Annotated in this window: 16 protein-coding genes; 15 read left to right on the plus strand and 1 reads right to left on the minus strand. The window is 71.0% G+C overall.

Translation table 11 applies throughout. From position 1 onward, the window contains the following. Positions 1 to 53: 53 nt before the first annotated feature. From ccrA to AB0L74_RS26315, 12 genes are all read left to right on the plus strand, one after another. Positions 54 to 1,403 carry a crotonyl-CoA carboxylase/reductase gene (gene ccrA, locus AB0L74_RS26260; RefSeq protein ID WP_365657174.1) on the plus strand — a complete coding sequence of 450 codons (1,350 nt, stop codon included), beginning with the start codon at positions 54 to 56 and terminating at the stop codon, positions 1,401 to 1,403. Between the two features lie 227 nt (positions 1,404 to 1,630). Continuing rightward, on the plus strand, positions 1,631 to 2,236 hold the full coding sequence (locus AB0L74_RS26265) for an ATP-dependent Clp protease proteolytic subunit (RefSeq protein WP_365657327.1): 606 nt from the start codon (positions 1,631 to 1,633) through the stop codon (positions 2,234 to 2,236). A 111-nt stretch (positions 2,237 to 2,347) separates the two neighbouring features. After that, positions 2,348 to 3,022: an ATP-dependent Clp protease proteolytic subunit gene (locus AB0L74_RS26270; protein ID WP_365657177.1), complete on the plus strand. Its 675-nt coding sequence runs from the start codon at positions 2,348 to 2,350 to the stop codon at positions 3,020 to 3,022. Continuing rightward, positions 3,019 to 3,363, plus strand: coding sequence for a tRNA-binding protein (locus AB0L74_RS26275; RefSeq protein ID WP_365657180.1), 345 nt, complete (start codon positions 3,019 to 3,021; stop codon positions 3,361 to 3,363). Before AB0L74_RS26270 ends, AB0L74_RS26275 begins: the two co-directional genes overlap by 4 nt. Before the next feature lie 79 nt (positions 3,364 to 3,442). Then, a complete protein-coding gene (locus AB0L74_RS26280; RefSeq protein ID WP_365657183.1) occupies positions 3,443 to 4,801 on the plus strand; it encodes a cytochrome P450 in 1,359 nt (452 codons plus the stop codon). A gap of 15 nt (positions 4,802 to 4,816) precedes the next feature. After that, a complete protein-coding gene (gene mtnA / locus AB0L74_RS26285) occupies positions 4,817 to 5,830 on the plus strand; it encodes an S-methyl-5-thioribose-1-phosphate isomerase (RefSeq protein WP_365657188.1) in 1,014 nt (337 codons plus the stop codon). A 103-nt stretch (positions 5,831 to 5,933) separates the two neighbouring features. Further along, complete coding sequence (locus tag AB0L74_RS26290) at positions 5,934 to 6,530, plus strand: cupin (protein ID WP_365657191.1); 597 nt, start codon at positions 5,934 to 5,936, stop codon at positions 6,528 to 6,530. Next, positions 6,527 to 7,267: an acireductone synthase gene (gene mtnC, locus AB0L74_RS26295; RefSeq protein ID WP_365657194.1), complete on the plus strand. Its 741-nt coding sequence runs from the start codon at positions 6,527 to 6,529 to the stop codon at positions 7,265 to 7,267. Before AB0L74_RS26290 ends, mtnC begins: the two co-directional genes overlap by 4 nt. Beyond that, positions 7,264 to 7,878 (plus strand): methylthioribulose 1-phosphate dehydratase, encoded by a 615-nt coding sequence (gene mtnB, locus AB0L74_RS26300; protein ID WP_365657197.1) that lies wholly within the window; start codon positions 7,264 to 7,266, stop codon positions 7,876 to 7,878. The genes mtnC and mtnB overlap by 4 nt, the downstream gene beginning before the upstream one ends. Positions 7,879 to 8,060: 182 nt before the next feature. Beyond that, positions 8,061 to 8,933: an LLM class flavin-dependent oxidoreductase gene (locus AB0L74_RS26305; RefSeq protein WP_365657200.1), complete on the plus strand. Its 873-nt coding sequence runs from the start codon at positions 8,061 to 8,063 to the stop codon at positions 8,931 to 8,933. Positions 8,934 to 9,648: 715 nt separating this feature from the next. Beyond that, positions 9,649 to 12,090, plus strand: a complete 2,442-nt coding sequence (locus AB0L74_RS26310) for an SdrD B-like domain-containing protein (RefSeq protein WP_365657203.1) — start codon at positions 9,649 to 9,651, stop codon at positions 12,088 to 12,090. Positions 12,091 to 12,399: 309 nt separating this feature from the next. After that, positions 12,400 to 13,080: a hypothetical protein gene (locus AB0L74_RS26315; RefSeq protein ID WP_365657206.1), complete on the plus strand. Its 681-nt coding sequence runs from the start codon at positions 12,400 to 12,402 to the stop codon at positions 13,078 to 13,080. Positions 13,081 to 13,087: 7 nt separating this feature from the next. On the opposite strand, the gene AB0L74_RS26320 is transcribed toward AB0L74_RS26315, so the two are convergent. After that, positions 13,088 to 14,437 (minus strand): right-handed parallel beta-helix repeat-containing protein, encoded by a 1,350-nt coding sequence (locus AB0L74_RS26320; protein ID WP_365657209.1) that lies wholly within the window; start codon positions 14,435 to 14,437, stop codon positions 13,088 to 13,090. A gap of 87 nt (positions 14,438 to 14,524) precedes the next feature. Here AB0L74_RS26320 and AB0L74_RS26325 point away from each other — a divergent pair, with 87 nt between their 5' ends. The 3 genes from AB0L74_RS26325 to AB0L74_RS26335 all read left to right on the plus strand — a co-directional run bounded on the left by AB0L74_RS26325 (position 14,525) and on the right by AB0L74_RS26335 (position 18,232). Beyond that, complete coding sequence (locus AB0L74_RS26325) at positions 14,525 to 15,682, plus strand: Dyp-type peroxidase (RefSeq protein WP_365657212.1); 1,158 nt, start codon at positions 14,525 to 14,527, stop codon at positions 15,680 to 15,682. Positions 15,683 to 15,904: 222 nt separating this feature from the next. Further along, on the plus strand, positions 15,905 to 16,375 hold the full coding sequence (locus AB0L74_RS26330; RefSeq protein WP_365657215.1) for a MarR family winged helix-turn-helix transcriptional regulator: 471 nt from the start codon (positions 15,905 to 15,907) through the stop codon (positions 16,373 to 16,375). Between the two features lie 264 nt (positions 16,376 to 16,639). Next, complete coding sequence (locus AB0L74_RS26335) at positions 16,640 to 18,232, plus strand: MFS transporter (protein ID WP_365657218.1); 1,593 nt, start codon at positions 16,640 to 16,642, stop codon at positions 18,230 to 18,232. Positions 18,233 to 18,456: the final 224 nt, after the last annotated feature.

Genomic DNA, 18,456 nt, shown 5'->3' on the forward strand with positions numbered 1-18,456 from the left:
GATCGGCCGACCGCTCCCTCCCCATGGGGATCGCCCTGCCCACAGGAGCCTCCATGAACGAGTTACTGGCCGCCGTCACTCAGGCGGCGGATCCCGACCACTTCGCCGCACTGCCGGTTCCCGAGTCGTGCCGGGCCATCACCCTGCGCAGGGACGAGACCGAACTCTTCGCGGGTCTCGACAGGCGCGACAAGGACCCCCGCAAGTCCATGCACCTGACCGAGGTGCCGGTGCCCGAGCCGGGACCGGGCGAGGTGCTGGTCGCCGTGATGGCCAGCTCCGTCAACTACAACACCGTGTGGAGCGCCATCTTCGAGCCGGTGCCCACCTTCGCCTTCCTGGAGCGTTACGGCCGTACCTCGCCGCTCGCGCGCCGTCATGACCTGCCGTACCACGTCATCGGGTCCGACCTCGCGGGATATGTGCTGCGCACCGGACCGGGCGTGCGCGCCTGGCGGCCGGGCGACAGGGTCGTCGCACACTGTCTGTCCGTGGAACTGGAGTCCGCGGACGGCCACGACGACACCATGCTCGACCCGGAGCAGAGGATCTGGGGCTACGAGACGAACTTCGGCGGACTGGCCGAGATCGCTCTGGTCAAGGCCAATCAACTCATGCCCAAGGCGGCCCACTTGACGTGGGAGGAGGCCGCCGCCTCGGGGCTGGTCAACTCCACCGCGTACCGGCAATTGGTCAGCCGCAACGGCGCCGGCCTGAAGCAGGGCGACAATGTGCTGGTCTGGGGGGCGGCCGGGGGCCTGGGGTCGTACGCGACCCAGCTCGTCCTGGCCGGCGGCGCCCAGCCGGTCTGCGTGGTCTCCGACCGGGCGAAGGCGGACCTGTGCCGCCGGATGGGCGCGGAGGCGGTGATCGACCGCACGAGCGAGGGCTACCGGTTCTGGAACGCGGACGGGACGCAGAACCCGCGCGAGTGGCGGCGGTTCGGCAGCCGTATCCGCGAGCTCACCGGCGGTGAGGACGTCGACATCGTCCTGGAACACCCCGGCCGGGACACCTTCGGAGCCTCCGTCTACGTGACTCGGCGCGGTGGCACGGTGGTGACCTGCGCGTCCACCACGGGTTACCTGCACGAGTACGACAACCGCTACCTGTGGATGTCACTGAAGCGGATCGTCGGGTCCCATTTCGCCAACTACCGCGAGGCGTGGGAGGCGAACCGCCTGATCTGCAAGGCGCGGATCCATCCCACATTGTCCCGGGTCTATCCACTGGCGGACAGCGGCCAGGCCGCGTACGACGTCCACCGCAACCGGCACCACGGAAAGGTCGGCGTCCTCTGTCTGGCCCCCGGGGAGGGGCTAGGGGTGAGCGACACGGAGCTTCGAGCACAGCACATTTCGGCCATCACCCGTTTTCGGGACGCGGCCGAGTCGGCCGCCTGACGATGCTCTGCTGTCAGCGAAGTGCTCAGGGAACCCAGGACAGGCCCTGACTGCCGTGTTAGCGTCGGGAACGTATCCGCTGCGGACCAAAACACGCACGGGCAGGGCGTGTTGGGGCGGCGGGCACAAAGACACGAGAAAGACTTCGGGCGGCTGCTGCAAGCGTCGCCTCCAAGAGCTTTGGAGGTCCAGTGACCTTAGCGCGCGACTATTCGTCGGACTCGCGGATGCCGCGGGGCGAGGGCGGGATGAGCGGCATGGGAATGGGCGACCAGGTATTCAGCCGACTCCTGCGCGACCGCATCGTCTTCCTCGGCCAGGAAGTCGATGACGACATCGCGAACAAGCTCACGGCGCAGTTGCTGATGCTCGCCGCGGAATCCGATGAGGACATCTACCTCTACATCAACTCTCCCGGCGGTTCGGTGACCGCGGGAATGGCCGTGTACGACACGATGCACTACATCAAGAACGATGTGGTGACGATCGCCATGGGCTTCTGCGCGTCTATGGGCCAGTTCCTGCTGACCGCCGGCACCAAGGGCAAGAGGTATGCCCTTCCCAACACCAAGATACTCATGCATCAGCCGTCCGCCGGACTCGGCGGCTCGGCCAGTGACATCAAGATCTACGCCGAACAACTGCTGCGCACCAAGCGTGAGATGGCGGAGCTGATCGCTCTGCACTCGGGGCAGGACGTCGACACCATCACCAGGGACTCGGACCGGGACAAGTGGTTCACGGCCCGGGAGGCCGCGGAGTACGGGCTCATCGACGCGGTGATGAAGTCGGCCTCGGGCATCCCCGGGGCCGGTGGCACGCAGGTGTCCTGAAAAACGGGCGACGGCCCGGCGAGGACCGCCCTGTCGCACATCGGGGGCCGAGCCGGGCCCACCGCGTCCAGCTACCGCAGCCGCACCCGAACCCGAGGGAAACAGAAGACCATGGCCCTGCACGATCGCCCGGCCCTGACATTCGGCGGTACGCCGCCCCAAGCCCGCTACATAGTGCCCCGGTTCGTCGAACGCACGGCACAGGGAACGCGCGAGTACGACCCGTACTCCAAGCTCTACGAGGAGCGCATCGTGTTCCTCGGAGCGGAGATCGACGACACCTCCGCCAATGACGTCATGGCGCAACTCATCTGTCTGGAGTCGATGGATCCCGACCGGGACATCGCCTTCTACATCAACTCGCCCGGTGGTTCCCTCACCGCCATGACGGCGATCTACGACACGATGCAGTTCGTGAAGCCCGACATCCAGACGGTCTGCATCGGTCAGGCCGCCTCCGCGGCGGCCGTGCTGCTGGCCGCCGGCACCCCCGGCAAGCGGGCGGCGCTGCCCGGGGCACGCGTGCTGCTGCACCAGCCGCACAGTCAGGGAGAGCGCGGGCAGATCTCCGACCTGGCGATCCAGGCCCAGGAGATCCAGCGCGTGCGCAAGCTGGTGGAGACCATCCTGGCCCGTCACTCCGGCCGGCCGGTGGAGCAGATAGAGCAGGACATCGAGCGCGACAAGATCCTCACGGCCGAACAGGCGGCTGAGTACGGCCTGATCGACCACGTACTGACCAACCGCAAGAACGTACTGAACGATCGGAACAACGGAACGCGATGAAGGACCGCAAGGACCGGATCCCTGCCGATCACTTCTTCTCCGCCGACCTCCGGGTGGGGCGGATCCTGGATGTCCAGGACTTCCCGGAGGCGCGCAAGCCGGCCTACCGGGTCCAGGTCGACTTCGGGACCGCGGGAGTGCTCTGGACCAGTGCGCAGATCACGAACTACTCGTCCGAAGAGCTGAAGGACCGGCTGGTCATCGGTGTGATCAACCTGCCCGACAAGCGGATCGCCGGGCGCACCAGTGAGTTCCTGCTGCTCGGGTCCTACACGGCGGACGGTCTGGTCCATCTGCTGTCCCCCGCCCCGGAGGCGACGCCCGGAGACATCGTCGGCTGAACCGGAACCGGCCGGCGTCGGACGACAGCACGACCCCGATCTCGTAGCGCAAGGAAGTGCAAGGACTGGAGGCGTCGGCATGACCAGGGAAGCCCCTCAGGTGGCGGGGAGCAGAATGCTCGGCACACTGGTGGAGTTGCGCGACGACACCTTGAGGGCATATCTGCGCGCCCGGCGGGACTACGGGGATGTCGTGCGCTTCCCGGTCGGCCCCCCAGGGCTGCGCGCCCATCTGTACGCGGTGTTCTCCCCGGACGGGGTGCAGCAGGTCCTGGGCACCCGGGCGGCCGGATTCCGCAAGGAAAACTCCGTCTACGCCGAGATCCGGGCCTCCATAGGCAACGGGCTGCTGACGAGTCAGGACGACGAGTACCTCTTCCAGCGCCGGCTCGTCCAGCCGCTGTTCACCCGCCGCCGCGTCGACGGTTACGCGGCGGCCGTCCACACCGAGGCGGCGGCCGTCGCCGACCGCTGGGCCGCCCGGCCCGACGCGACCGTGGACGTCGCCTCGGAGATGGCCGAGTTCGCGCTGCGGGCCATCTCCCGCATCCTGTTCGGCGCCGACCTGGACGAGACGGTGGATGTGGTCCGCCGCTGCTTCCCGGTCCTGGGCGAGCACGTTCTGAACCGAGGGGCCAACCCCCTGCGCTCGCCCAGGAGCTGGCCCACCCCGGCCAACCGTCGCGCCGCCGCGGCCCAGCGTGAGCTGTACGCCATCTGCGACCGCATCATCGCCGAGCGGCACGCCTCCCGTACGGCGCCGGAAGGCGACGGCGACGACATGATGACCCTGCTGATCAAAGCCCGGGACGCGGACGGCTCGATCCTGGACGCCCAGGCGGTGCGGGATCAGGTACTCGTCTTCCTGCTCGCCGGCCACGAGACCACCGCGACGGCGCTCGCCTTCGCCCTGCACCTGCTGGCCCTGCACCCCAAGGCGCAGGAAAGGACCCAGACAGAGCTCGACGACGTCCTCGGCGGCCGGGCTGCGGCGGCCGACGACCTCGACCGGCTGCCGTACCTCACGATGGTGCTGAAGGAGGCGATGCGGCTCTACCCCTCGGTCGCCATCATGGGCCGCAAAGCCGTCACCGACACGGAGATCGGCGGCTTCCGCATTCCCGCGGGCGCCGACGTCTATGTCAGCCCCTACGTGACACATCGGCACCCCGCCTATTGGGACGACCCGGAGGCGTTCGATCCGGAGCGTTTCACTCCGCAGGCGGAGGCGGACCGCCCGCGCTATGCGTTCTTCCCGTTCGGCGGCGGCCCCCGGGCCTGCATCGGCCAGCACTTCTCGATGCTGGAGGCCACCCTCGCTCTGGCGACCCTCCTCCAGCGTTTCACCCTGACAGCGGTCGATACCGAGATCCCGCTGGAACTCGGGATGACGATGCGTGCCGCCGGCCCTGTCCGAGTGCGCCTCACCTCTCGCTGACCGGGGAGAGAGCGGATGAAGACCTCGCTGAGCTGGGACGGCGAAGCCGTCATCGCAGTGGATCAGCGCGCGCTGCCGGGAGAGTACCGCCTGCTGCGGCTGGCTACGGTGGACGAACTCATCGAGGCCGTCCAGTCGTTGGCCATCCGGGGGGCGCCCGCTCTGGGCCTGGCCGGTGCCCTGGGGGTGGCCCTGTCCGCACTGCGGCGCAAGACCACGGGGGACGATGCCACGGAGGCGGTGACGGCCGACGCGGGCCGTATCGCGCGGGCTCGTCCGACCGCGGTCAACCTCGAGTGGGGAGTCCGCCGTGCGCTCGGCCGGCTCGGCGACGGCCCGGATGCCGTACTGGCCGAGGCACTCGCGATGATCGAGGAGGACGCGGCGACCAACCGTGCCGCGGCTCTGCGCGCGGCCGACCTGGTGCTGTCGCTCACACAAAGGCGTCCGCTGCGCATCCTCACGCACTGCAACACCGGACGGCTCGCCACCGCGGCGGGTGGAACGGCGCTGGGAGCCATCCTCGAACTGGCGGAACGCGACTGTGTGGCCGAAGTCCTCGTCGATGAGACCCGGCCGCTCCTCCAGGGCAGCCGCCTGACCGCGTGGGAGCTGGGCGAGGCGGGCGTGCCCTACCGCATTTGCGTCGATTCCGCCGCGGCGGCCGCCATGGCCCGGGGGCTGGTGGACTGCGTGCTGGTGGGAGCCGACCGGATAGCCGCCAACGGCGACGTGGCGAACAAGATCGGCACCTATGGGCTCGCCCTGGCGGCGGCCCACCACCGGATTCCGTTCCTCGTCGTCGCCCCCGAGTCCACCTGGGACCGGACCCTGCCCGACGGATCGGCCATCCTCATCGAGGAGCGCGACCCGGCCGAGGTCACCCACTGCGCGGGCACGGCTCTGGCACCCGTCGGCGCAGGCGTGTACAACCCCGCGTTCGACGTCACTCCCGCGAGCCTCGTCACGGCGGCGGTCTCCGAGGAAAGGACGGTTTCCCGTCCCCGCACCAGGGATTCCGGAACGTGACGCGGACGGAGGGCGGGTGGCTTTCTCCCTCGGCCCGGACCGGAGAACTCGCCCTACGGCAACTGCGTCCATCCGTCACCTACATGGCTTCATGGGGGCTGATATGACACTCCTGATCACCTGGCCCGAGTCCGGCCCGCAGACCGTTCTCCGCCGCACGTCCGAGCCAGTCGAGATCGCCGCCGCCCTCGCCCCGCTCCGGGTGCGTTACGAGCAGTGGCCCGTGCGTCACGACGTGCCGGCGGACGCGGACGGCGACACCGTCCTGGCCGCCTATCGCGGCGAGATCGACAGGCTGAGCGGGGAAGAGGGGTTCGTCACCGTCGACGTCGTCTCCCTGCACCCCGAAACCGCCCACGACTGGCCGGCCCGGGCCCGGGCCGCTCGCGAGAAGTTCCTCAACGAACACACCCACGACGACGATGACGAAGTGCGCTTCTTCGTCGCCGGAGCCGGGATCTTCTACCTGCACACGTCCGGCGAGGTCCATGCCGTGTACTGCGAGAGGGGCGACCTGCTGGGGGTGCCGAAGGGAACCACCCACTGGTTCGACATGGGCACTCGGCCCAGCTTCACCGCGATCCGCTTCTTCCATGAGGAAGACGGCTGGATCGGCAACTTCACCGGCTCCGACATCTCGTCCCGGTTCCCCGACTTCGACACCATCCACGCCGGCTTCACCGCGGAGCGGAAGGCGTGACCGTCACGTTCGAAGCGGACGCCGTGGTGCTCGACATCGAGGGCACCACCAGCGCCACCGGATTCGTGACCGAGGTGCTGTACCCGTACTCGCGCCGGCGGTTCGGCGCACTGCTGAACGAACGGAACCAGGAAGCCGACGTCCGACGAGCGATCGACCAGGTACGGCGACTGCTCGGCGACCCGCGGGCAGACCTGACGGGCGTCGAAAGGGCTCTGAACACCTGGCTGGACGAGGACCGCAAGGTCACGCCGCTGAAAACGCTCCAAGGCATCGTCTGGGCCGAGGGATTCGCGCGTGGCGATCTGGTGTCGCATTTCTACGACGACGTGGCGCCCGCCCTGCGCCTCTGGCACTCCGAGGGCGTACGGCTTCATGTGTACTCGTCCGGTTCGGTGGCGGCGCAACGCGCCTGGTTCACCCACAGCGCCGGTGGCGACCTGCTGCCCCTCATCGACGGACTGTTCGACACCGAGAACACCGGCCCCAAGCAGTCCCCCGAGTCGTACCGGGCCATCAGCGAGGCCCTCACCACTCCCCCCGGCCGGATCCTGTTCCTCTCCGACCGGCCGGCCGAACTCGACGCGGCGCGGGAAGCCGGCTGGCTCACCGCGGGAGTGCGGCGTCCCGGCGAGCCGTACCACCGGCACGGCGCAGGTGGCCACCCGCTGATCGAGTCGTTCGCCGATGTCCGAGTCCGCCGGACCGACGGCGAGGATGCGAGGAACCCGCGGTGACCGAACGTACGACGGACCTCGACGCCGGCCTGGCCGAGGCTGGAGCGGTGCTGGCCCGCGAGGCGGCCCGCTTCGCCTCCTTCGGCTGGATGCGGGGCACTTCCGGCAACCTGTCGGTGGTGACCAGCCGTGACCCTCTGCGCCTCGCGGTCACCGCCAGCGGCCTGGACAAGGGGGAGCTGACGGCCACCGATGTGGTCCTGGTCGACGCCGCCGGCCATGCCGTCAGCGGCGGCAGGCCGTCGGCCGAGGCGGCGCTGCACGCCCGGGTGGTCCGGCTGACCGGTGCGGGGGCCGTGGTGCACGTCCATACCATCGCCTCGGTCGCCGTCGCGGAGCGCTGCCCCGAGGGGATCGTCTTCCGCGACCTCGAAATGCTCAAGGGAATCGGCCGGCCGACGCACGCCGATGAAGTGGTTCTTCCGGTCATCGGGAACAGTCAGGACATGACCGTCCTCGGCGACCGCCTGGAGGCCGCCCGTGATCCGAACACGCCGGCTGTCGTCGTGGCGGGGCACGGACTGTACGTGTGGGGCGCGGACCCTCGGCAAGCGCGGCACCACACGGAAGTCGTGGAATGGATGCTGCAACTGCAACTGGCCAGGGGTTGAGGCGGAGTACCTTCCACCACTCGTCCGGGCCAGGCGGAACGCCGACCAGGCCGGTCCGGCTCCACGACCGCGTCCGGGCCGTCGTCTACGCCTGCCGCCGCGGACTGCCGGCGTGACGTCCGGCGCCCGGGACCACCGCCGCAGTGTTGATCAATCACCGGGCGCACCATAGGTTGCGGTCCATGACGACCCTACGAATCGGCGTGATGTACGACCGCGACTGGGCCCCGGAGGGGCTGCCCGGGTTCGCCCGGGAGGTCGAGGCGCTCGGGGTGGACGACCTCTGGGTGGTCGAGGACCTCGGGTGGAACGGCGGCGTGTCCGCCGCGGCCGTGGCGCTGGGGGCGACCGAGCGGGTGCGGGTCGGGATCGGGATCACGCCCGCGCCGCTGCGCAGTCCGGCGCTGCTGGCGATGGAACTGGCCACGCTGGCGCGGGTCTTCCCCGACCGGCTGGTGGCCGGGATCGGGCACGGGGTGCGGGAGTGGATGGTCGCGGTCGGTGCCGCGCCGCGCTCACCACTGGCCCTGCTGGAGGAGACCATCGGCTCGGTCCGTGCGCTGCTGCGCGGGGACCGGGTTGAGCTGGAGGGCCGGGAAGTGCGGCTGGACGGCGTGCAATTGGTGCATCCGCCGGCCAGACCGCCGTCGGTGGTCGCGGGCGTGGTGCGGCCTCGTTCCCTGGAGCTGTCCGGGCGGGTCGCGGACGGCACGGTGATCGCCGAGGGGCACGGGCCGCGTGAGGTGGCTGCGGCGCGGGCGCTGGCCGAGAAGGGCGGGGCCGGTCCCGGCCACACCCTGACGGTGCTCGCCTTCTGCTGCGTCGGTGATGATCCGCGGCAGGTGGAGGAGACGCTGCGGCCTCAGGTGGAGGGCCAGGGCGCCTGGCTCGGACGCCCGGCGGAGGAGGTGTTCACCGTCTCCGGCCGCGCCGGGGAGGCCGCCGACCGGGTCCGGGAGCTGGCGGCGGCCGGTGCGGACGCGGTCGTTCTGCGGATGGCCGGGGCCGAGCCGGTGCGGCAGCTCGGCCGCGTGCTGGAGGCCCTCGGCCGCTGAGGAGCCACCGCAGAGCGGACCGTGGCGGGGGTCAGGCGCGGTCGAGGAGCGGGCCGGGGAGTTCCACGGGCTGGGTGATCAGGCAGTCAACGCCCCTTTGGGCAACGCCCCTGTGTGACGAGTACATCCCAGACGCGTCATCCGGACGGCACGGCCTGAAGGGGGGCCGAATTCGGCCATCACTTCACTGTCGCACATTCTTCCGATCGCCATTCTCCGAGCGTTCGGAGACGATGGCGGATCCCGATGGATTCGAGGGGTTCTGCTGGTGACCGCGAGACGCCAGGGGCTAGGATATCGCGCGCTGCTCGCGTTGGCGGTCGGTGAGGTCGGGGGTTGGGGGAAGGCACCGTGGTTGAGCTGCACAAACACACGACTCGCAGCGGTCCTTCCCGAGGTCGTGAACGCGCGTTTGCTTTTCCGGGCCCGCGGCGCTTACAACTCACCCACAATATCCTCCTGCGATCACCACGAAGCGGTCCCCGCGACAGCGGTGGGCCCCTTTTTTCTTCCGTGACGTTCGCGACCGGCGTCCGCGCCTGGGGTCACGAAGCGGACGTGCGGCGAGAAGCGAGGGCCTCGTTTTCACGACAAGAGAAGTGTGGAGTGTGATGCCATGAACCGATTGGGCAGAGACTCGCGCCGGTTACCCTGGAGGCTCGCGGAGCCGCCGGCGCGCATCGCGTTATCCGTTCTTTTGCTGGCAGGCGGCGCCGTGGGAGCGACGGCCGGGCCGGCCGCCGCCTCGACCGCCGACGGCACGCTGACGGTCGAGGTCCTGCGCGACTTCTTCGGCACCGGCGTGATCAACGCGACGATGGACGTGCCGCAGCGGGGCATGAAGGTGGCGGTCTCCGACCCCGCCGGGCACGTGGTCACCGGTGTCACGGATGCCACCGGAAAGGTCGTGGTGTCGCGGTCGACCGTGCTGAGCGGCGGCCAGTACCGCGTCGACGTCAGCGTCCCGGCGCCGTACAGCGGCTATCTCCAGGCGGCGCCCGCGTCGACGGCGGAGAACCACTTCGACAGCTTCACGTCGTTCGTGGACGTGTCGGACGGAAAGAACGCCTCGGTGGTGACGGGGGTGTGGAATCCGGCCGACTACGCGCTGCCGGACTCGCGGTACTTCGTGCCGGTCCACAACGGCCCCAACGGGAACGACAACCGGGCGTTGGTGGCGTTCGGGACGAAGACCCGGGGCACGTGTCCCACCGATGTGGCGTGCCCGACCACGCTGGCCACGCAGGACCAGGTCGGCACGACGTTCGGGTTGGCCTACGACAAGTACCGGACCCGGCTGTTCCAGAGCGCGTTCGCCCGCCGGTACGCCCCGTACGGGCCGCAGGGCGGAGGCGCGATCTACACGGTGCCGGTCAACGGCACGGGTGCGCCGCGGCTGTTCGCGCGGGTGCCGGACGCCGCGGTGACGCGACACGACACCGCCAACATGATCAAGGACGCCGGGTTCACCGACGCGCCCGGCAAGGAGAGCATCGGTGGTCTGGCCCTGTCCGACGACGGCTCCACGCTGTACGCGGTGAACCTGCGGACCCGCGACCTGGTGAGCTTCGACGCGACAGGGGCCACCGCCGCGGCGCCCAAGGCGACGGTCCCGATCCCGGACCCGGGGTGCGCGAGCCCCGACGACTGGCGGCCGTTCGGTCTCCAGGTCCACAACAACACGCTGTACGTCGGCGGCGTGTGCAGCGCGGAGAGCACGCAGCGGCGCGCGGACCTCAAAGCCTTCGTCTCCACCTACGACGGCGAGCGGTTCACCACGGTGCTGAGCCGGCCGCTCACGGACAAGCGCGGAACCGTCTTCGGTTCCGGCGACCGGGCCACCCACTGGAACCCGTGGAACACCAGCCTGGACACGTGGGACGACCGGAAGTCGGGCAACGTCTTCATCGATCCGCAGCCGGTGCTGGCCTCCCTCGCCTTCGCCCGCGACGGCTCGATGATCCTGGGATTCCGCGACCGGTTCATGGACGTGCTCGGCTGGGGAGGGCTGGACCCCCGCCCGGGGAACGACACGCCGGAGAACGGCATGTCCGGTGGTGACATCGTCATGGTCTGCGCCACTCCCACCGGTGAATACCAGTGGGAAGGCACCGGCAGCTGCCCCAACCACGCCACCCCCGCCAACAACGGCGGCCAGCCCGCCGACGTCGTCGAATACTTCCCGGGCGACTTCTTCGCCAACGCGCACCAGGAGACCGCGCTGGGATCGGTGGCCTACATCCCGCAGCAGCAGTGGGTCGTCAGCACGGAGTTCGACCCGGTCGTCAACGTCGCCACCTCGGGGACCGGGTACCACCACATCGCGACCGGTCAGGGCCCGGGCAACAACCCGACCGCCAACGGCTTCCAGTTCGTCAGCCGGGAACAAGGCGGGTTCGGCAAGGCCGGCGGGCTCGGCGACATCGCCTACGCGGCGGCGAACGCGCCGATCCAGATCGGCAACGTCGTGTGGTTCGACGGCGACCGCAACGGGATCCAGGACCCGGGGCACGTGCTGCTGCCGGGGGCGACGGTCAACCTGCTGGACGCGGACGGCAAACAGGTCGCCACGACCAGGACCAATGCCGCCGGCGAGTACTACTTCGGTGGTGTCGGCGCCGCGTACGAGCTCACACCGGGCGCGAAGTACACGGTGCAGTTCGACGTGTGCACCGCGGACACCAGCCGGGTGCCCGAGCAGCCCTCGGCGAGTGAGCTGAGGTTCACGCTGCCGCGGGCCGGTGCCAACCGTGCGCACGACTCCAATGTGACCCCGCCGACCACCGGTCCGTTGTGCAACGGCTACGCGCCGGTCACGGCGCCGGACAAGCCGGGCGGTGTGGATCACACGATCGACGCCGGGGTGTACATCCCCAAGGAAACACCGACCCCGACCCCGACCCCCACACCGACCCCGGCTCCCACCCCGACACCGACTCCCACCCCGACAGCGGCTCCGACGCCGCCGGCGGCCTCCACACCGCCGTCGCCCGCGCCGCCTGCCAACCGCCCGGCCCCGGCCGGCGGAGGCGGGGGTTCGCTGGCGAACACCGGTACGCCCGGGTTGGCGGAGATGATCGGCATCGCCGGTCTGCTGGTGGGTGCGGGTCTGGTCATCGCGTTCGTGACCCGGACTCGTCACGCCCGGCGACACTGAACGAACCGCACAACGGTGATCTGCCCGTCCGCGCCCCGGATGGCGCGGACGGGCAGATCACGTCTCGGCCGGCCCACGAGGGCCGGCCTCGGCGTCGTCTGCCACCGCACCGTCCGGCCGCCGCGTGTCCGCGGCGGCCGGACGGTGCGGTGAGCGAAAGGGTGAAATCGGAGCGTGTCAGCGTCGAACCGCGTGCGGAGCGGGAGAATCCGGCAGGCCCCACCGGGGCGTCCGGCCGACCGGCGCCGATGGCCGCCGTCGCGCCGGGCCGCGGCCGTCCTCGGTGTCGCGGTGGCCGCGGTGGCCGCGGTGGCCGTGTTTCTGGTCGCCGACGGCGGCTCCGGCGGAGGCGGTCCGCGCCCGCTGACGACGGATGAGGCGAACCGGCTGGCGATCACGCGATTCCGTAACTACCAGGCGCAGGGCCGCGCGCTGACGATCACCGTGCCGGGCACCGCCGGCGGGTTGACCGTCACCGGGTCCGTCGACTACCGGCGCAAGGTCGGTTACGGCGTGGTGCACGGAACCGGACGCGGCAGGTCCAGCGACGGGCTGATCCAGTGGACACCCGCCTCGGTGCGGTTCCGCCCGATGACGGACGCTCCGGCGCACGCCCCCGCGTCACCGCCCCGTTCGGGCTGGTACGACCGTCCGCTGCTGTCGTCCGGCAGCGCGCTGGACACCTCCCTGTCCATCGCGCTCGGCCTTGGCGGCGACCGGCCGGACAACGCCGAACTGCTGCCGCAGAACGGCGCCGCCTGGTGGGGGCGGGAGCGGGTGGACGGACGCTCGGTGGACGTGATGGCCGGGCCGTCCTCCCCTGACCGCTCCGGTACGGCGGGCAACGTGCGCTACTGGATCGGCTCCGACGGCACGATGTACCGGGTCCGCGTCAGCGTGGGTTCGCAGCCCGAGCCGGTGGTCATCGAATTCGACACCCACACCTACGTTCCGGTCGAGCCGGTACCCGGAACGACCCCGACCCGGTAGCCGCTGTTCAGGACGTCCGCACCCGCGCGTGCGCGGCGAGCAGGGACGCCGGCGGCAGCCGGATGCCCTCCGTCTTCGGCAGGGCCGGGACGGGCGGGACGACGGTCGCGCCCGCGGTGGCGGCGTCGGGGAACTGCGGCTGCGGAGCGGGCGCCGCGACCTCGGTGAACGGGATGCCGCCGGGTGCCGTCGGCGTCGCCCAGGTGCCGCCCGGCGAGGACGCCCCGGCCGGAAGCGGGCAGGCCGCGGTCGTCGCGAGCCGGGCGGGCACGGTGGTGCGCAGGTCGTTGCCGCGCAGGCAGTTGCCCCGCCCCCGCGTGGCGGTGGGGAACGTCCAGCCGACGTCGACGCCGTTGCCGGTGAACGCGTTGTCCACGATCTGGTTGCCGACCGGAGGTATGTCGGCGGTCGCGGTGATCACCAGCCCGGCGGTGCGGTTGCCGGCGACGCGGTTGCGGAGGAACCGGTTGTCGCTGCCGCCGTCGATGCCGGCGCCGATGCCCCATCCGCCGTCGGCCTGCTCCGGGGTGGCCGTCTGCTGGTTGGCGGCGATCAGGTTGCCCGCGATGAGGGAGCCCTTCTGCGGAAGCAGCTTCTCCTGGTGGTTGGAGTTGGTGGTGAGTCCCACCCGGTTGCCGACCAGGCGGTTGCCGACCACGTACATGTTCTCGCTGGCGTTGGTGCCTTCGTAACCGACCGCGTTGAGTTCGGCGACGTTGTCCCGCACCACGATGTTGCAGGGCTTGCACTGGCCGACGTAGATCCCCGAGTCGGCGCCGCCCGACGCGTACGAGTGCGCGATGACACCGTTCTGGGCGGAGAACGCGTAGATGCCGTACAGACCGTTGCGGGTCGCGGTCACGTGGGAGACCAGGAACGACTTCAGGAAGGTGACGGGCTCGTCGCCGGTGTCGTAGCCGCCGCTTCCCCCGGGCAGGCCGGCGGCCGCCTTCGCCGAACCGGTGACCAGGACCCCGTTCTGCGTGTTGTTCCTCACGGTCAGGTTCTCCACGGCCACCCCGGGTGCCGAGACGACGACGCCGCTGGGCTGCCGCAACCGCCCGTCGATGACGACCTTGTCCCGGGACAGACCGCGAAGAGTGATGCGCGCCGTGTCGATCCTCACCGACTCGTGGTACACGCCCGGCGCGACCAGTACCAGGTCACCGGGCCGAGCCAGGGACACCGCGTCCGAGATCGTCGGGGCGTCGGCAGGTACCCGGATCGTCACCCGCGCGCCGGCCGGACGCCGGCCTTCGCCCGGTCCCTCACCCGATCCGCCATCGCCGCCGCAGCCGGCCACCAGGGTCAGCGTGCCCACTACCGGCGCCAGCACGCGAAGAGCTAATCGAGGCATGATCCCAGTCTGGCATGACGCCCAATTCCACGCCAGGAAAGCGGGGTTGACCGGCACCCGCGATTCGAGTGTGGCACTCTGCACCCCATGCGCCGAGCCGATCACCGCCCGACACGCCGCACGTTCCTCGAGGTCACCGGCGCCATGATGGCCGCCGGTCTGACCGCCGGGTGCACATCGGACTCCGCCCGGCCAGGCCGGCGTGCCCCTACCCCGGGCGCCACGCCGATGCCGGTCCCGGCGACGGGCCGCCATCAGGCGGGCATCACCCTCCCCAAGCCGGCCCAGCCCCACCTGCTCGCCGTGGTGGCCGACCTCGGTGCCACCGTGGCCCCCGGGCCGTTACTGGCCGAGCTGGGCCAGGCCATCCGCACCCTCACGGCGGGGACCGACACGCGGCTGCTGGGCCTGCCGCCGGGCGACCTGACCGTGACCGTGGGCGTGGGCCCCCGGCTGGTGCGGACGGCCGGTGCCTCACTGCCCGGCGCGGCCGGCCTCCCGCGGTTCTCCCGTGAGCGGATCGCCCCGCACGCACGCGGCGGTGACCTGCTGATACAGATCTGCGCCAGCGACGCGCTGCTCTTGCCGGTCGTCGCCGCCGCGCTTATGGACCAGGCCGGTGACCGCGTCCGCGAACGCTGGCGCCAGTCCGCACACCGCGGTACGAACGTGTCCGTGGGCAACGGCATCACCGCGCCCCGCAATCCGCTCGGATTCATCGATGGCATCGTGGGCCCCCACACGACCGCCGAACAACGACGCGACCTGTGGCTGGCGGGGCCCCCCGCGGTCGCCGGCGGCACCCTTGCCGTACTGCGGCGTATGGAACTCGACCTGCCGCGGTTCGCCGCCCTGTCCGCAGCCGAACAGGAAGCGGTGATCGGGCGGCGCCGGGCCAGCGGCGTCCCCCTCTCCGGCGGCACCGCCGCCTCGGGCCCGGACCTGGGAGCCAAGACACCGGACGGGCGCTATCTCGTCCCCGCGGACGCCCATGTGCGCAGGGCGCACTCCACCGCGGTCGGGGTCGGGTTCATGCTCCGCCGCTCCTACAGCACCGACGAGCCCGCCCCCGGCCTGTTCTTCATCAGCTTCCAGAACGACCTGCGGACCTTCACCGCCACCCTCACCCACATGGAGACCTCCGACGCGCTGCTGCCCTTCACCACCACGACCGCGAGCGCGGCCTTCCTGATCCTCCCCGGCTTCGACCGGCAACACCCGCTCGGTTCGCGGCTGTTCGGCTGAGCACGCTCGCCTGTGCTCCTTCGTCACCGGGCAGCAGGCGGATGACCTGATGGGGCGTGAGCGTGACCTGCTCTGCTCATCGACGCTGGCACCAGTGAGGAAAGCGCGTTCTTCCTGAGCGAGCCGGAAGGGGCCGCCCGCGGCCATAGCCGGCGTCGGACACGATCACCAGAGGGATGGGTACGTTGACATAGGTATATGTCTATAGCTATGGTGTTCGGCATGCCCGAGTACCGTGCGTCCGGCCAGGACATCGACCGCGTAGCCGCAGGGCTCGCGGCATGCCTGCCCGCACTGGCTCGCGCCCTCGACCGGCAGGTCGGCCAGGACTACGCCCACCCCAGGCCCCCCGAGGCACAGCTCGCCTTGCTGCGGCACGTCGAGGCCCACGACGGCGTCACCGTCCGCGCGGCGGCCGACGCCCTGCTGATGAAGCCGAACAACGTCAGCGCGCTGGTCACCCAGCTGACCGAGCAGGGGCTGCTGGAGCGCCGGCAGGACCCGGCCGACAAGCGGGTGGCGCACCTGCATCTCACCCCGACCGCCCGTCGGCGGGTCGCCGAGGTCGAACACCTGATGGGCGCCCATGTCGCCCGGGCGCTGCGCGCCCTGACCGACGGCGAACAGGACGCCCTCGGCTCCGCTTTGAGCGCGCTCGTGGCACTCGGCCGCCGCCTCCAGCCCCGTCACTGACCCCGCGCACCGGCCCCGGCGGCCGGTGCGGTCCGCTGACGGGCGCCCCTCGCGTCCCCCCGGCCTTTTCCTGTGCCGGCAGCCGCCGGTCGCCGGTCACCGGTCGCGACCGTGGATCACCGGCACCGGTCACCGGTCGGGGCCGTGGGCCGGCGACCGCCGAACGCCGGCTCCCGCCTGTCCCGTGTCCCGCGGACCGGGCGGGCCCGCGCCGGCCGCCCTCCTCCCCATTCTGCGAAAGTCTGCAAAGGAACCAGCACCCTCATGTCCTCCGCCACCACCCGTTCCTCCGCGCCGGGCACCCAGGCCCCGCCCGGGGACCAGCCGCGCGGCCTGCGGGCCAACCCGTGGCTGACGCTGATCGCCGTCGCCTTCGGCCTGTTCATGGTCGGTCTCGACGGCTCGGTCGTCTCGATCGCCAACCCCGAGATCGGCCGGGACCTGAACGCCTCCACCGCCGATCTGCAATGGGTCACCAACTCCTACCTGCTGGCCCTCGCCGCCGCGCTCATCCTCGGCGGCAAGCTCGGTGACCGGTTCGGACGCCGCACCTTCTACCTGATCGGCGTCGTCGGCTTCACCGCCGCCTCCGTCGCGATCGGCCTGTCCGGGTCCATCGAGGGTGTCATCACCTTCCGCGCGTTCCAGGGTTTCTTCGGCGCCCTGCTGATGCCCAACACGCTCGGCATGCTGCGCGCCGTCTTCCCGCCGAAGAAGTTCGGCATGGCGGTCGGCATCTGGGCGATGGTCTCCTCGGTCTCCACCGCCCTCGGCCCGATCGTCGGCGGCCTGCTGGTGGAGCACGTCAACTGGGAGTCCGTGTTCTACATCAACCTCCCCATCGGCGTCATCGCGCTCGTCTTCAGCATGATCGTCCTGCCGCAGTCCAAGAACGGCGCCGCCGCCGACGAGAGGTTCGACATCCCCGGCGTCGTCCTGCTGGCCCTGGGGCTGCTCGCCGTCGTCTTCGGTGTCGTCAAGGGCGAGACCTGGGGCTGGACCTCGGGCGGCACCCTGGGCGCCATCGGGGCGGGCCTGGTGATCCTGCTCGTCTTCGGCTTCTACGAGACCCGCGTCGCCCACCCTCTGCTGCCGATGCGCCTGTTCCGCAACCCGGCGCTGACCATCGGCACCGTCATCACCGCGCTGAACTTCTTCGTCCTGCTCGGCGTGATCTTCTTCGTGATGCTCTACCTGCAGAACGTGCGCGGCTTCACCCCCGTGGAGGCCGGTGTGCGCACGCTGCCGCTGAGCCTCGCCTCCGTCGTCGCCTCCCCGCTGGGTGCGGCGCTCACGGACCGGTTCGGGCCGCGGCTGACCATGCCGCTCGGCATGGCGCTCCAGGCGGTCGCCTGCTTCGTCATGCTCGCTTGGAGCCCGGACTCCTCGTACGCCACGATGTGGCCGCCGTTCATCGCGCTCGGCCTGGGCGTGGGCATGGTGATGTCGTCCTCCTCCGACGCCATCGTCGGCAACGCGCCGGTCAGGGACGGCGGCGTGGCGGGCGGCCTGCAAGCCACCGCGCTCCAGATCGGCGGCGCGCTCGGCACGTCCGTGCTGGTGTCGCTCATCAGCAGCCGCGTCGGCTCCTCCCTCACCGGCGAACTGACCTCGGCGGGCGTGCCCGCACCGGCGGCGGCCGGCCTGGCCGAGGCGAAGGACGCGGTGGCCATGGGCGTCGCCCCGGTCTCCGGCGACATGCCCGCCCAGCTCAAGGCCGCCGTCGTCGAGGGCAGCCACCAGGCGTTCATGAGCGGCGTGCACATCGCCGTGCTGGTCGCCGGCGTGCTGTGCGTCCTGGGCGCGGTGGTGGCCGCCGCCGGTGTGCGGCGCACCCCGCGGGCGGCCTCTCACTGAGGAGCCGGCGGGCCGGTGAGCCCGGCCGGCAGGCCAGGGGCTGCGGGGACGGCACCCCTTCGCCCCGGCCGGGCATCCGCGGGGGCCCGTGGCGCGAGCGGCGCCACGGGCCCCCGCCCTGCGGTGACGCCCCGGCGCGCGGACGGTGCCACGGGCCGGCCCCCGCCGGTTCCGGGTCGCCCCGGCGCGCGAGCGGCATCGCCGGCATTCCCCGGGGTCCGTCG

Source organism: Streptomyces sp. NPDC052020 (assembly GCF_040680575.1).
GTDB lineage: Bacteria > Actinomycetota > Actinomycetes > Streptomycetales > Streptomycetaceae > Streptomyces.

Bases quoted from the DNA above. Each gene is read 5' to 3' on its own strand.
- ccrA (WP_365657174.1), top strand. From the start codon at position 54: ATGAACGAGTTACTGGCCGCCGTCACTCAGGCGGCGGATCCCGACCAC.
- AB0L74_RS26265 (WP_365657327.1), top strand. From the start codon at position 1,631: ATGCCGCGGGGCGAGGGCGGGATGAGCGGCATGGGAATGGGCGACCAG.
- AB0L74_RS26270 (WP_365657177.1), top strand. From the start codon at position 2,348: ATGGCCCTGCACGATCGCCCGGCCCTGACATTCGGCGGTACGCCGCCC.
- AB0L74_RS26275 (WP_365657180.1), top strand. From the start codon at position 3,019: ATGAAGGACCGCAAGGACCGGATCCCTGCCGATCACTTCTTCTCCGCC.
- AB0L74_RS26280 (WP_365657183.1), top strand. From the start codon at position 3,443: ATGACCAGGGAAGCCCCTCAGGTGGCGGGGAGCAGAATGCTCGGCACA.
- mtnA (WP_365657188.1), top strand. From the start codon at position 4,817: ATGAAGACCTCGCTGAGCTGGGACGGCGAAGCCGTCATCGCAGTGGAT.
- AB0L74_RS26290 (WP_365657191.1), top strand. From the start codon at position 5,934: ATGACACTCCTGATCACCTGGCCCGAGTCCGGCCCGCAGACCGTTCTC.
- AB0L74_RS26305 (WP_365657200.1), top strand. From the start codon at position 8,061: ATGACGACCCTACGAATCGGCGTGATGTACGACCGCGACTGGGCCCCG.
- AB0L74_RS26320 (WP_365657209.1), bottom strand. From the start codon at position 14,437: ATGCCTCGATTAGCTCTTCGCGTGCTGGCGCCGGTAGTGGGCACGCTG.
- AB0L74_RS26325 (WP_365657212.1), top strand. From the start codon at position 14,525: ATGCGCCGAGCCGATCACCGCCCGACACGCCGCACGTTCCTCGAGGTC.
- AB0L74_RS26330 (WP_365657215.1), top strand. From the start codon at position 15,905: ATGCCCGAGTACCGTGCGTCCGGCCAGGACATCGACCGCGTAGCCGCA.
- AB0L74_RS26335 (WP_365657218.1), top strand. From the start codon at position 16,640: ATGTCCTCCGCCACCACCCGTTCCTCCGCGCCGGGCACCCAGGCCCCG.